At 36.6% G+C, this 15,097-nt stretch carries 11 protein-coding genes; 6 read left to right on the top strand and 5 right to left on the bottom strand.

Going from position 1 to position 15,097, the window contains the following annotated elements:
• The first annotated feature begins 21 nt into the window (after positions 1-21).
• Entirely contained in the window at positions 22-2,034 is a 2,013-nt protein-coding gene (locus tag GX311_02500; GenBank protein NLK15245.1) for a hypothetical protein, read from the top strand.
• Positions 2,035-2,070: 36 nt separating this feature from the next.
• Complete coding sequence (locus tag GX311_02495; protein NLK15244.1) at positions 2,071-3,351, top strand: replication-associated recombination protein A; 1,281 nt, start codon at positions 2,071-2,073, stop codon at positions 3,349-3,351.
• 117 nt (positions 3,352-3,468) lie between these two features.
• Here GX311_02495 and GX311_02490 read toward each other — a convergent pair whose 3' ends face one another.
• From GX311_02490 to GX311_02480, 3 genes are all read right to left on the bottom strand, one after another.
• Positions 3,469-4,569, bottom strand: a complete 1,101-nt coding sequence (locus tag GX311_02490; GenBank protein NLK15243.1) for a glycosyltransferase — start codon at positions 4,567-4,569, stop codon at positions 3,469-3,471.
• A 142-nt stretch (positions 4,570-4,711) separates the two neighbouring features.
• On the bottom strand, positions 4,712-6,163 hold the full coding sequence (locus GX311_02485; GenBank protein ID NLK15242.1) for a redoxin domain-containing protein: 1,452 nt from the start codon (positions 6,161-6,163) through the stop codon (positions 4,712-4,714).
• A 4-nt stretch (positions 6,164-6,167) separates the two neighbouring features.
• Entirely contained in the window at positions 6,168-7,277 is a 1,110-nt protein-coding gene (locus GX311_02480) for a glutaminyl-peptide cyclotransferase (GenBank protein ID NLK15241.1), read from the bottom strand.
• A 117-nt stretch (positions 7,278-7,394) separates the two neighbouring features.
• Here GX311_02480 and pbpC point away from each other — a divergent pair, with 117 nt between their 5' ends.
• The 4 genes from pbpC to GX311_02460 all read left to right on the top strand — a co-directional run bounded on the left by pbpC (position 7,395) and on the right by GX311_02460 (position 12,887).
• Entirely contained in the window at positions 7,395-9,803 is a 2,409-nt protein-coding gene (pbpC, locus tag GX311_02475; GenBank protein NLK15240.1) for a penicillin-binding protein 1C, read from the top strand.
• Positions 9,804-9,906: 103 nt separating this feature from the next.
• On the top strand, positions 9,907-10,794 hold the full coding sequence (locus GX311_02470) for a diacylglycerol kinase family lipid kinase (GenBank protein NLK15239.1): 888 nt from the start codon (positions 9,907-9,909) through the stop codon (positions 10,792-10,794).
• 540 nt (positions 10,795-11,334) lie between these two features.
• Entirely contained in the window at positions 11,335-12,195 is an 861-nt protein-coding gene (locus GX311_02465) for a sigma-70 family RNA polymerase sigma factor (GenBank protein NLK15238.1), read from the top strand.
• A 158-nt stretch (positions 12,196-12,353) separates the two neighbouring features.
• On the top strand, positions 12,354-12,887 hold the full coding sequence (locus GX311_02460; GenBank protein NLK15237.1) for a peptidylprolyl isomerase: 534 nt from the start codon (positions 12,354-12,356) through the stop codon (positions 12,885-12,887).
• Between the two features lie 86 nt (positions 12,888-12,973).
• Here GX311_02460 and GX311_02455 read toward each other — a convergent pair whose 3' ends face one another.
• Both GX311_02455 and GX311_02450 read right to left on the bottom strand, forming a co-directional pair.
• Positions 12,974-13,849: a hypothetical protein gene (locus tag GX311_02455; protein ID NLK15236.1), complete on the bottom strand. Its 876-nt coding sequence runs from the start codon at positions 13,847-13,849 to the stop codon at positions 12,974-12,976.
• Between the two features lie 90 nt (positions 13,850-13,939).
• Entirely contained in the window at positions 13,940-14,644 is a 705-nt protein-coding gene (locus GX311_02450) for an ABC transporter permease (protein ID NLK15235.1), read from the bottom strand.
• Between the last annotated feature and the right edge of the window lie 453 nt (positions 14,645-15,097).

Here is a 15,097-nt window from a genome sequence, read left to right as displayed (position 1 = left end):
CACCTTAAGAAACAGATATCCATGATTAGTTTTTCAAATCCGTCTATTTTGTGGACATTATGGGCAATGGCGATACCGTTGATTATCCACCTAATTAACCTTCATCGACATAAGGTAATATATTTCAGTCAAACCTCGTTTCTGAAAAAAGTTGAAAAAGAGAGCCGAAGGACAAGAAAAGTTAATAATATCTTGTTGTTGATATTCAGAATGTTAGCCATCGGACTGTTAGTGTTTGCTTTTGCAAAACCAAGTTTCGATAGCGATACGGAACATATCAATAAAGCGACATCGTCTGTTGTGATATTTATTGACAACTCGCTAAGCATGCAGGCAGAGAACAGAAATGGGAATCTGTTAGAGCAGGCTCGACAGTATGCGATTAAGCGGATAGTGACCATGTCCGAAACCACGCGAGTTATGGTTTTGTCGCACGCCGGATTGGTTGCCGACAAAATCAGTCCAAAGTTAGTAAACGAAACGGTTAAAAATATTGATTATTCGGCTACGACAATCTCGCCACAGTCGCTTTTGCAGCTCTTTTCGGCTGTCGAAAACCGCGACAATTCTCAATTTTGGATTATATCCGATATGCAGGAAAACTACTGGCGTACCTTTTTTGAACTCGCCGATACAACCCTCAACATAATCCCCGTGCAGATTGACCCCTACGAGCCGCAGAATATATCAATCGACACGGTTTGGTTCGATACACCTTTTAGAAACGTAAACCTAGAACAAAATCTTAATGTCAGAGTGACAAACAGGGGTTCCGAGACACGTACAAATATCCCGTTGCGACTGCTTCTGAACGACACACTGACATCCGTGCAATCGTTTGATATACAGAAAGGTGAGTCGATAACTCTGAAATTCTCATATACCACAAGCCGTTCGAGCTGGATTGAGGGGTGTGTCGGAATCCACGATTATCCGATTGTTTTCGACAACAGTTACTATTTTACATACTTCTTGCAGAATGAACGAAAAGTGCTTCTGATTGGCGATGAGGATTATTTCAAACCTCTTGAAAAACTTTACGTCGTGTCACAATATATTCATTCTGAAGTTTCTCAACACCAGTTTGTTACTCCTGCAATGGTCGATTCCGTATCGTGCATATTTGTTAGAAATTCCGAAAAATTGTCAGCAGGATTTGCCGAACACCTCTACAATAGTGTTACAGAGGGAAAAAGCTTGGTGCTTTTGGTCGATACCGTTAACAATGTTGAAGCTGAAAAACAATTCTTGCAACGCTTTGATATTCAGCAACCAGCAACAGTGTCAAACATAAAAGCAATTGTAAACAATATCAATCTAAACCACTATATTTTTAACAAAGCGATATTGAGTATCGATAAAGATACCAAAATGCCTAATATAGAGCGTATTAGAAAATTCAGACCTCCGTTTGCGTTATCAAACACAATTATGTCAACTGATTTGGAAGATCCTGTCGTAATTTCAAAGAATATCGGGAAAGGAGTGGTTTATGTAATTAATGTGGATATTATTGGAAATCAACAGTTTTCGCAACATCCAATATTTGTACCGCTATTTATTAATATGGCACAATTTATTGCAGGTTCATTAGAGCCGGTTTATACCATTGAAAGTAATCTCTGTTTCGATATCCCTGTAGATGAGTGGGATAACAATAAAGTTCCTCTTTTTGTGAGCACTAAGCAGCAGTTTGAATTTATTCCGCGTTTTCAAATCAGTAATCTTAATTTAAAGCTATGTCTTAATAATCAGGCACATAGCTCTGGTATTTGGGATTTAAAAACTGATGGAGAAATAAAAGCGAAAGTAGCCTTGAACTACAGTAGAACGGAATCGGTTCCAAACTATTTGGTGCAAGATGAGAACCTCAAAAGTATGCAAAACTTTTCAAAAATCGATATGCCTTTTGACTCAAATCAAACAGATTCGTGGTTTCAACCGTGGCAACTATTTGCTCTTTTGGCACTCTGTTGTTTTTTAGCCGAAATAGTGTTACTTACTCGAAATAAAAGAGTAGTTTCAAATAAATAACCCTATTTTTGGGTTCAATATCAAATATTTATCAATATGTCTTTCAGACCTTTAGCAGAACGTTTAAGACCTACATCTATTGACGATTATATCGGTCAGGAGCATCTCGTTTCACCCAACGCTCCGCTGCGTAAAGCGTTTGATAAAGGCTTCATTCCCAATATGATACTGTGGGGTCCGCCAGGAGTAGGGAAAACAACGTTGGCAAAAATTATTGCCAATAAAATTGAACGACCATTTTATGTGCTGAGTGCAGTGTCGTCTGGCGTTAAAGATGTTCGCGAAACAATTGCTAAAGCCGAAAAAGCACGTTTTTTTAACCCACAGGCACCGATATTGTTTATTGATGAGATACATCGATTTAGCAAATCGCAGCAGGATTCGCTATTAGCAGCAGTCGAGCAAGGTGTAATAGTTCTTATTGGCGCAACAACCGAAAATCCCTCTTTCGAGGTAATTGGACCACTACTCTCACGTTGTCAGGTTTATACGCTTAAGCATTTAGAGAAACATCATCTGCAAACCCTGTTAGATAGAGCGTTAAGCACTGATACGGAGCTTAAAAAACGAACATTCGACGTACAATCAACCGATGCCATTTTTCAATATTCAGGTGGTGATGCCCGTAAGTTGCTGAATATCTTGGAAATAGTTGTAAATCAAACCCCCGAAGATAAAACGGTTGTAATAAATGACGAGATAGTTGTAAACGTTTTGCAAGACAATATCGCTGTTTACGATAAAGATGGCGAGTTGCACTACGATATTATCTCAGCATTTATAAAATCTGTGCGTGGGTCAGACCCAAATGGGGCTTTGTATTGGCTGGCTCGCATGATAAATGGGGGAGAAGATGTAAAATTTATTGCACGAAGATTAATAATTTTGGCTGCCGAAGATATTGGGCTGGCAAATCCCAACGCACTGCTTTTGGCAAATACCTGTTTCGACACTGTGCATAAAATTGGAATGCCCGAAGCGCGAATTATTTTGTCAGAAACGACTATCTATTTGGCAACATCGCCAAAAAGCAACTCGGCATACTTGGCAATTGACAATGCTATAGAGAGCGCCTTAAAAACAAGCAATGCACCTGTACCTCTGCATCTTAGAAATGCCCCAACAAAGCTTATGAAAAACTTAGATTACGGCAAAAACTACAAATACTCACACGAAGGAGCAGGACATTTCATAGAACAGCAATTTTTACCTGACCAGCTTGATGGCACAGTCTTTTACGAGCCCTGTGACAACCCTATGGAGAAAAATATACTTGAACGGTTAAAGCGTTGGTGGGCGAAGCGGTATAAATATTGAGTTTGTTTCAGGAACACAGATGACACAGATTTAATGGATTTTCACAGATTTTTTGACCTTAATTTGTGAAAATTTGTTTAATCCGTGTGTTCTGTGTTCAAATTACTACCAAGATAATTAACCCTTTACCTTTCGCCCTTTCCATTGTGGTTTATAAAAAAGCGAAATAATAGCAATAGCAACACTATAAAACGGGTATAAAATTCCAACAGCAAAAATATTAAACGGCGAGACCTTATGATCGTAAACGCTCATAGCCTTAACGGTTAAGATTGTTTCCGAAAGAATTTTTGTAGCCAAAAGCGTTATCCATATTTTTACAGGCAAGATAAATATCGAAACAGCTGCAACAACTTGGGAAAGACCAATAAAAGCCGTGAATATTAATGAAAATGTCTCTATGTAATGTTTTGATTTTCCTATCCAACGCACCTTTTGCTGTATCATTTTCAATAAAGTAGGTTCGGCTTTTGAGAATATTTGTGCCTCTTTTGTAGTTGTGTATCCAATTCTTCTTTTTGCTTTAACAGCCTGTTGAAGTCTAAAGATATCGTCTCCGGAGGAAACGTGGTTTAGTAGCGTAGTATCGTTAGTTTCTCGTTTTATGGCTATGTTTGCTCCATTGCACAAAACAGGTTTTTTACATGAAATTAAAGAGTGCCCAACTGCTGTTAAAAACAGAGTTTCAACTGCTTGGAGTTTTTGCAAAATGTTTTTGCAATCGTGTATTAGCAACGCTCCAGAGCAAAACTCTAAGTTGTTGTGTGTCATTTCTTTTGTTATTGTTTCAACCCAGTTTGGACTTATCTCGCAATCGGCATCGGTAAATAGAATAAACTCTCCTTTGCACTGTTTTATGCCGTACTTTAAAGCATCTTTTTTTCCTACCAAATTGTCGGGTAGTTGAAGAATTTGAAAACGTTGTTCGTTTTTCGTTTTCGCAATAGCTATAGAGAGGCTGTTGTCGGTGGAGTGGTCGTCAACCAAAATAAATTTGCAATTATGGTACGATTGTCTAATTAATGAATCAATTAGGGCGACTATTGTCTGTTCTTCGTTGCGAAAAGCTATTACGATGTCAACACAAGTTTCTGGTTTTAAGTTGGTGTTGCTTTCTGTTTTGTTTAGCTTAATAGATAGAACACAGACAGATAGAAAATAAAGGAATATTACTGTTGTAAATCCAACTATTAAAATTAATTCAAGTGTAAAAACCATGTTGTAACGTATTGGTAATCAGCTGTAAATTGTTTATTTTAAAGATATTAGAAAAAATTTCCTCAACTGAGCGGAGTTAGGAGTAAATCACATATTGTCCAACGGACAATACACTTTTATCTTGCTCCTTTTACCTTCTAATCTAATTTTCGCTAAAAAACATAGCAACATCCCTTGCCGTCTTAGGCAGTCCAACAATCTTATTGCTTTCTGTATCAACAATTACCAAAACCGGCGTTGATACAACATAATACATTTTCGCAACCTGACTTAAAAGCCCACCTTTGCTTAGTGCATGTGTCCATTTCGGAAGGTCTTTTATATTGCTTTCCCATTTAGGAATTTCTGTCTCAGTTTCATCAATGCTTACAGCCAAGACATCGAATTTTGAACTAACATGTGAATTTGTGTAAAACATATATAGCTGCTGCGTAACCTCTTGACAATGTTCACAATCGGCACTCCATATCATAAGCAGTTTATATGGTTTTGATTTTCCAAAATTGTGGAAATTTATGGAACTGTTTTCTGTGTCGGTAATATCAAAATCGGGTGCAGTTGTACCAATTTTAAGATTACTTATTCCCTCAATGCGCTTGATGATAGCTTCTTTTTTTGTTGCCGGACACTTAGGATTATTAAGATGTTCTGCAAGCATTTGAATGCCCGATTCCATTCCCATACTTTCGTATCCCTCGAAAAAATAGTCCAACATTTTTCCACAAACAACAGGGTCGCCTGTTTTTGCCCTTTCAATCAGTTTTCTGCCTGCCGATACTAAAGCTGAGTCGGTTTGAACAGCCGTGTAACTCCTGTCAAAGTGCATGCTAACAAAATTATCTAACCATTTTCGATAATCGAAAGAGTGTGTAAGTAGAGTATCTTTAAAATCAATTATGTTGATATAGTTTTCGAGCATTGCGTTCTTTCGAGCCTTTTCATCAAGTGAAAAATCAATTTCCGGAACCTCCTGAAGTACAAAAGTATGGCTTACAAAAAGGTCTTTATGTTCTTTTGCCTGTTGTTTTAGCCAATCAGCGTGTTGTTTGATTCTCTGTTTGTACTCTTTTAACCCCTCTTTATAGAAACTGCTGTTTTTGTCATCATATTTGGATAAAACCATTTGAATTAAACCAATATTTTCCTTAATTGATTGATTTTGAATACTAAACTGCTGATATATTTTGTTTTCTTTGTCGTTATCAGAAAAAATAACGCTATCGGCAATTGTGGCATAAATTGGATTAATGTTTAGATTAACGTTTTGCTTGTTCACAAAAATACGTTGCTCGGAAGCTGAGGGTTTGCCAGAGTTAACATCAAAATAATCAAAACGCAATTGAAAGTCGCTGGGTATCAGCTCTTTTTTTATTGTAAAGGTAACGTTTTGTCCGTTTTGCACCTGCTCAAAAACTTTTATTGGCTTATATGCATTTGATCCTGTAAGAGGAGAGAATGACACACGAGCCATTGAAACCCCACGTAAGTAAACGGTAACAGTTCTATCTTGAATGCCTTGACTCTGGCATGAAACAGTTGTGAATACTAATACTAAGGCAACTAATAATTTTGCAAAGCTCTTTATTTGTATCATAATTCTATTTTTTTACAAGTTCAATTTCAAACAATTTGGGCCATAATTTTCCCGTTACAAACAGTCGTCTGTTTTTCCTGTCCCATGCAATTCCGTTTAGAACATCTACGCGGTAATTTCTTCTATCTTGCTCGCTAAGAAGTCCTTGCAGGTCGATTTTTTCTAATACTTGTCCACTTTTTGGATCGATTGTAACTATATAATCTTCGCCGTAAACGTTAGCCCAAATTTTATTGTCGTAATATTCAAGTTCGTTAAGCCTTGTTATTTTGCGTTCATGGTCGTAAACTTCAATTGTCCCGACTTCCGAAAATTGCTCAGGGCTAATAAAGTGCAGAATGTGAGTTCCATCACTGCGAATTAGATGCTTGTCATCGTATGTAAGTCCCCAACCTTCGGTTGAAATTGGAAACTCAAGAACAAGGTCAAAGGTTTGTAAATTAAATACATATCCCTTTTTCGACTCCCAAGTCAGAAGATAAATTTTGTCTTCATAGCGGGCTATTCCCTCGCCAAAATCCTCATCAGGTAAGTCGTATTGTTTCAACACTTTGCCAGTTTTTAAATCAATCTTCCTTAATGATGATTCGTTGTATTGCCCAGTGCTTTCGTACAAGTAACCATCTTCGAACATCAACCCTTGGGTGTATGCTTTTGTATCGTGAGGGTAGGTGTTAACTATTTTGTATCCGTATTCTATAGGCTTATTCGCAGCCAAAAAACGTAACGATGTCGATGAGCTTATCTGTAAAGTATCGACATGGAAAACAAATCTTACGTGGTTTGAGCCGGTTTTAGCATTTGTAGAGTTCCATTTTACAGCATTAATATCATTAAATGAAATTATATCTAAGTTGTTGATTATTATTTTAATACTGTCGAATTTTATAGAATCCGATACTCGAAAATTAAAACTTATTTCGTCTTCAATGCGAAAAACATCATTTCTCGATGGCTTGGTAATAGATACGCTATATTTTGGTTGCGTTGTTTTTACCTCATCGGTTCTGCTTGTGGGTTGGGAATTGCAAGCGTTTAAAATAATTGCAAAAAATAAAAATATCGCGATGGTCGCAGAGTTGTAAAAAAGTGAATTTAATTTTGTGTGTATCATTTATTTGTTGGTTGTTTTTACGTTATAAACTACATTTGCATTATATTGAAACACAAAAATAGTCAAACTTAGATTAATTCAGAATATTAACACAATATTTAACTTTTTACTGGCTGAATGAAACGATTTCTTGATACGTTAAAGCGTGGCTTGGCAAACTATAAGGAGTTGAGTGTAAGAAAAAAACTACTCCTTTTGGGAATAGTTTTGCTTTTATTGTTTGTTATATCGCTGTTTTTCAACTCTATACGTTTCTCGTCGCCTTGGTCTCCAGTCTTATATGATTCAAAGGGGAACCTAATATCAGCCGCACTTGCGGAAGATAATCAGTTTCGATTTTTCCCTTCAGACTCAGTTCCCGAGAAACTTAAAACATGTATTGAAGTGTTTGAGGATAAACGGTTTCGTAGTCATATTGGTGTAGATATAAGGGCTTTAGGTCGGGCATTGTATCAAAATATCAGCAATCGCAAAGTTGTAAGTGGCGCAAGCACTATTACCATGCAGGTTGTGAGAATATCTAAAGGAGTGGGTAAAAGAACGGTTTGGGTTAAGTTTAAGGAGTTGTATGAAGCTGTCCGTTTGGATTTGCATTTAAGTAAAGACAGTATCTTGACCCTTTGGGCGACTCATGCCCCTTTCGGAGGCAATGTGGTTGGATATGAGGCAGCTGCATGGCGTTATTTTGGGCGGTCTGCCGACAATTTAAGCTGGGCTGAAGCTGCAACTTTGGCTGTTTTACCAAATGCTCCTGCTTTGATTATACCGGGTAAAAACAGTGAAAAACTTAAAGAAAAACGCGACAGACTACTTGTCAAACTCGCAAAGCTTGGAATAATTGACGAAACAACCGCCGAATTGTCGTTCGATGAGCCCGTTCCGCAATCAATATATACATTTCCTGAAACAGGCAGATGGCTTTTGCAGTCTCATTCAAAACTTACAGGACAAAATCCTTACAAAAAAGTGAATACAACCATTGACTCCTATTTGCAGGAGCGAGTATCGACAATTGTTAGAAGCTATTCAGCTCAGTATAAGCAAACTAATATCCATAATATTGCTGTTTTGGTAATGGAAACAAAAAGTGGTAATGTTTTGGCATATATAGGCAACTCGACACTGAAAGGTGCAGAAAATCAGTGGGTTGATAATATTTCTGCACTGCGAAGTCCAGGAAGTACCTTGAAACCAATTTTGTATGCCTCTATGGTTGGTCGTGGCGAGCTTTTGCCCAAAATGTTAGTGCCCGACTATCCCACAAATATTGACGGATACCTGCCACGCAATTTCGACGGGCTCTGGAATGGCGCACTCCCAGCAGATGACGCTTTATGTCGTTCCGTTAATGTTCCGTTCGTAAGACTGCTACAGCAACACGGTATAGCACAGTTCAATACAACCCTAAAAAAGATGGGGATAACTACTTTGACCAAAAGTCCTGGTCATTACGGATTGTCAATAATTTTGGGCGGAGCAGAGACGACACTTTGGGAAACGACAGGTGTTTACGCGTCACTCGGGCGGATTTTGCTAAACTATAGCGAAAACTCTGGTCGTTACGACAAGTTAGATATACATGCACCACTATTATATAGTACAGAGACTTATCCAATCTATTCAGAAACAGAAGATTATCCAATTTCACCATCTGGAATATGGGCAGCGTTTGAGGCTTTGCAAAAACCTGAACGTCCTGATATTGAGAGAGGTTGGGAGTATTTTCCATCATCAAGGCGCGTAGCTTGGAAGACAGGAACAAGTTTTGGATTTCGCGATGCGTGGGCAATAGGCACCGATCCCGAATACACAGTAGGAGTTTGGGTTGGAAACTCAAGCGGAGTTTCAGCCTCGGGATTATTAGGAATTTCAAAAGCTGCACCTGTTTTGTTCGAGGTTTTTGCAATATTGCCAAAAGCAGAGTCGTGGTTTCCGCAACCGCATGACCATTTAACTGAGGTTGCAGTATGCAGTAAATCAGGTTTTTTACCCTCTGAATATTGCCCCGAGATAGATACAATTTACACATCAGACGTTGAGTTTGTTACAGGAAAGTGTCCTTATCACAAACCGGTTTACCTCACTGCCGATAGAAAATACAGAACAACACCCGAATATAGCAATCAAAGAGTTGATACAGTGTGGTTTTCGCTTCCGCCAATTATTTCGCGCTACTATAAAAGACGAAATTTACTGTACCAACCGTTGCCTAAATTTGACCCCAAAATAACAGTTACCTTAAATAAGCAGAACTTGAAGATTATATATCCCGACAGGAACTCTAAAATACACATTCCTACCGAGATAGACGGAAAACAGGGGAAAGTGCTGTTTGAGGTAGCACACACCGACAATGCAGTATCAGTTTTTTGGTATATTGACAGTGAATTAGTCGCAACAACGCAATATGAACATAAATTGCAGGTCTTGCTACCACAAGGACAACATGAGCTTACAGTAATAGGAGAGGACGGAAGTATTGATGAAACTATGTTTTATATTTCTTTATCAAAATCCGAAAATTAATAAATTAGATTTTTGTGTTGACTTTTATGTTACGAAGTTTAGAATTATGTGCTATTTTTGCAACCCTAGAGTGTAAATAAGAAAAAATATCAAAAACCTTTTCATGGCGATCGAATCATCAGAGGTAAATATTGCTTTTATTATTAATCCAATTTCAGGAATAAGTCAGAAGAAAAAAATCAGAAGACAAATCCCGAAGATCTTTGGTGACGGCAATTTTAAATATACGATTGTTGAAACTGAATATGAGGGACATGCAATCGATTTAGCTTCAGAAATGTCAAAAAATCATGACATCGTTGTAGCTGTTGGTGGCGATGGGACTTTAAATGAAGTTGTCAGAGGTATTTTAAATACTGATACAAAGCTTGGAATTGTCCCGTGTGGAAGTGGAAACGGTTTAGCAAGGCATCTAAAAATCTCCTTAAATAGTGCTAGAGCTTTAAAAGCCATTAAAAACGGGCAAGAGCATAGTATTAATACTATTATGTTTAACGGAAAGCCATTTATAAATGTATCGGGAATAGGCTTTGACGCCCTGGTGGCGCATAAATTTGCAGAAAGTGCAAGACGAGGAATATGGTCATATTTCAAAAATACAATTCGTGTTTATTTTGGTTTTAAGCCGATAGAAGTCACTATTACCATTGAAAATCAGACTTTTGAAAGAAAAGCCTTGCTTGTTACATTTGCTAATTCATCGCAATTTGGCTATAATGCTACAATTTCTCCAATATCCGATGTTAGCGATGGTGCTATGGAGGTTTGCATATTAAAACCATTTTCTTTTTTTAAAAGTGTTATTGTGGTTGCTGCAAGATTGTTTACCAAAAGGATGCATAAAAGTAAGCATTTAGAAATTATTCGGACTAAAAAGGTTTCTATAATCACCAAAACACCTGTAGCTTCGCATATTGATGGAAGTCCTTATGTTATTGATACACGTTTTGAAGTAGAGATAAATAAAAAGTCAATAACAGCAATATTTTAAGATTATTACCTATTTTAAGTACTTTTATCATAATTGTGATATTGCTCTCAAAATATGTATTAATGAGAGTTTAAACGTAATAACGTGGTATAGTTTTTGTTGCAATAATTGACGTAAAATTAAATAATAACGACATTTATATATATAATTTGATATAAAAAATATCAAATTGTAAAATGCCTTACGAATAATACATTATATGAATGGCGATTACAAGTTGTAAAACGCAAACATAATCTATTCGACAGCCTGATTTTTTAGTGTCAATAATCAAAGTGTACTGTTTTTATAAACAATTATTAGGTTTGTCTTGTTATGTAAGGAGAAATAATCAATAGTAACATAATAAAACGAGAGTGTTAACAGTTCCGTATGTTGAAAGTTTTTTAAGTTTAAAATCGTATGGAAATTACGCAGATTTTTAATAAATCTTTCGAGTAAAGTTTAAATTGATGCGTTCTTTTTTTTGTTGCTATTGACTTTAAAGATCTAATGTTGTAGATTTGCATAGTTTTTTCGGATAATATCTTAAATATTAGTATGAGACAATTAAAAATTACAAAATCCATTACCAATCGTGAGAGTGCTTCGCTTGATAAGTATTTGCAGGAAATTGGTAAAGAAGATCTAATTACAGTTGAAGAAGAAGTTGAATTAGCACAGCGTATTCACAAAGGAGACCGTGAAGCTCTTGAGAAACTTACAAGAGCAAATTTAAGATTTGTGGTATCGGTTGCCAAGCAGTATCAAAACCAGGGTCTTAGCTTGCCGGACCTTATTAACGAGGGAAATTTAGGTTTAATAAAAGCGGCAGAAAAGTTTGACGAAACACGAGGTTTTAAATTTATCTCTTATGCCGTTTGGTGGATTCGTCAATCAATTTTACAAGCTTTAGCCGAGCAGTCTCGTATTGTTCGTTTGCCATTAAACCAAGTGGGTTCGTTAAATAAGATAAACAAAGCTTATGCAAAGTTTGAACAAGAGAACGAGCGTACCCCGACTACAGAAGAGTTAGCTGAAATTCTCGAGATACCAAAAGAGAAGGTCGCCGATACACTTCGTGTTTCAGGTCGTCATATCTCGGTTGATGCACCGTTCGTAGAAGGCGAAGATAACAGTCTGCTTGACGTGCTTGAAAATAGCCACAGCCCGGATGCTGACGGAATTCTAATGAAAGAATCGTTGAGCAAGGAGATAGAGCGTGCTTTGTCAACTCTTACCGAAAGAGAGCGTGATATTATTAAATTGCATTTCGGAATTTCATGTCAAGAGATGACCTTAGAAGAAGTTGGAGAACGTTTTGGATTAACACGCGAACGAGTTCGTCAAATTAAAGAGAAAGCTATTAGGAGATTGCGTCATACATCACGCAGTAAACTTCTTAAAGCTTATCTAGGATAACAAAAAACAATTTAAAATCTGTCAGAAAAGATTAATTTCAGCAGTATGATTAAACAAAAATCATGTTAACTTTCAGTAAAGAAATTAGCTAAAATCATACTAACGAATTACTTTGAAGACAGATTTTTTTATTTCTAACAAATAACAAACTTTATTTTATGATTATTGAAAATGACAAATTGGTTTCGCTGACATATCAACTGAAATCAGACAATGCTAATGGAGAGGTAATCGAGACAGTTACAGAAGATAATCCATTAACTTTTATTTATGGACAAGGAATGATGTTGCCAAAATTTGAAGAGAATATACTGGGTAGAAAAGTAGGGGAAAGCTTTGAGTTTATATTAGATTCAACAGATGCGTATGGTGAATACTCCGAAGATAACATAATTGAAATACCTTCATCTGTTTTTGAATTAGATAAACCAGAAAACAAAAGCCTTGTAAAAGTTGGGAATTCTATACCAATGATGGATTCTGCAGGAAACCGTTTAACAGGCGTGGTTTTAAAGATCGAAAAAGATTTCGTAACAATGGATTTTAACCATGTGATGGCGGGAAAACAGTTGCATTTCACAGGAAAGGTTATATCAGTTACAGAACCATCGGAAGAGGACTTAATGATGTTTAACACAGGTGGTTGTAGTGGCTGTGGAGGTGGAGATTGTAGTAGTGGTGGATGTCATTAAAAGGGACAAGGTGCAAGGAGCAAGGGAAAAGTTAATAAAAAAGTCAGTGGAACACTGACTTTTTTATTGTAATTTTATTTACGGGGTTAATCATTTTTAATACATCTGATAGATCTGCCAAACTCTTTGGGCCAATGACCTCTTAGTACATTTTCGTTAAGGGTAAATGTTATAGAGACTGCTTGTGATTTTGTTTTTGAAGTCTTACTCCAAAATGTAGCCTCGCCACCAACCTGGTAGAAATTTCTCTTATCGGCATGTAGTTGTCTGTAACCTGTTGGCATTGCGTTAAACATGTAGTTGTCTTCACCAGCTGTTTTTTTATCACTTCCTTCAAAAGCTTTCCATCCATTTTCTGATTTTAGTTCCTTACCAGCAGTAGCAGAACCACCTACATTATCTATCAGATCAAGCCATTCTGCTTCAGTTGGAACCCTCCATCCTTCCGGACACAAATTAGGCTTATCTGCAGCATGCCAACTATATAGCAATCCCTGTTTGTTTTTGTTTTCGGGTTTGTCCTCAACGTTAGTATATGCACCTGCACTATTTCTCCAAGCATCATGATTTGTTGGGGCAAAAGTGATTGTTTTACCATCGTTATACTTGGTTGTTCGTAAGTTCTGTAAAGTCCAATAGTATTTGCCAATTTTAGCTGCATCGTATGAATTTCCGTCAATATCTTTTATTGTTATTATATCACTCCAGTTGCCATTTGCGAACAGTACGTATTTTTCTCCGTCATCAGCAGTCAAAGTAATATATTTCTCATTGTTAACTACCCACGTATTATCAGCTTTTAACAATATATTTAATTTAGCACCCAATATTGTGCCCTCTTGTTGTTCTGAAGTAGGTTTTTGTTCTGGTTTATCATCCATTTTGCTTAATCTGTTTTCTTGTGCGGTAGCAGAAATTGCGAATATGGTCAGTAAAACTAAAATGTTTGCTAATTTGTTCATAACCTTAAGTTTTTTGTTTAACTATTAATAAATATTGATTATATAACGACAAAATTAATAAATTAAGTATATGTTATTATTTTTTTTTGACTAATCAACTTTAAAAACCTTTCTCAAGTAATCCCCCGATACTGTAAAAGCCCACACCATTGCCATTACTGCAATTCCAGGAGTCATAGCAAGCCAGGCTTTACCGACTATTATGTAACCATAATGATCGCGAATCATAGCGCCCCAGGTTGGTGCAGGTGGTTCAATTCCAATTCCCAAAAAACTTAAACCACTTTCGATTAATATTGCCGATGCAAAATTCGATGCTGAAATTACCATAATAGGACCTATAATGTTTGGTAGTAAATGTTTTAACATAATTCTAAAATCTGAGAATCCTAAAACTCTTGCAGCTTCGATGTACTCCATATTTTTAAGTTGTAAAACCTTTCCTCTTACAACACGTGCTACTTCAACCCACATGGTAAGCCCGATTGCAAGAAAAATTTGCCAAAATCCTTTTCCAAGAGCCATACAAACAGCAATAACTAATAAAAGGGTAGGAACAGACCAGAAAACATTAATTATCCAAACAATTAGTTTGTCAATAATTCCACCATAGTATCCTGATATTAAGCCTAATAAAATCCCTATTACTAACGAAACAAGCACTGCTACAAGACCAACCGATAACGATACTCTTCCGCCAATTATCAAACGACTTAACATATCTCTACCAAAACGGTCTGTACCCAGGATATAGCGTTTTTTAATCAAGTTTTGTTCATTAATTGTTTTACGCATATCGATAATGTTTTCCTCAATTTTGTTTCCTACGATATCTGTAAAAACAATCGTGTCGCCATTTATAGTGTAACTTTCAGGTTCTAAAACTTGAAATAAAATATCATGGTAAAATAGTGTTAGTTCAAAAACATGGCTAGAGTTACCATCGCTTTTCTCATATATAGTGACTGAAATATTGTCCCATTTTAACGAATCGTAAGGGATTAATCTATAATCATTATCCTCACCTCTCAACCATTTGTAAAAAACACCCTTTTTTTGTGTAATGTTATTGTTTCTGACTTTCAATGCATTAACGGTTGTACCTGGATTTTGTAATGAGATAGTGGAGAGTTGGCTATTAGCATTTGGAGATGAGTCGGGTGTAATTAAATAACCTAAAAACGAGAGAGTCCCGAAAATCACTATTAGTGAAATTCCCAAATATGCAATAATTTTTGACGAACCTTT

Source organism: Bacteroidales bacterium (assembly GCA_012519055.1).
GTDB lineage: Bacteria > Bacteroidota > Bacteroidia > Bacteroidales > Salinivirgaceae > JAAYQU01.
This window is presented reverse-complemented; position numbering and strand designations above follow the sequence as displayed.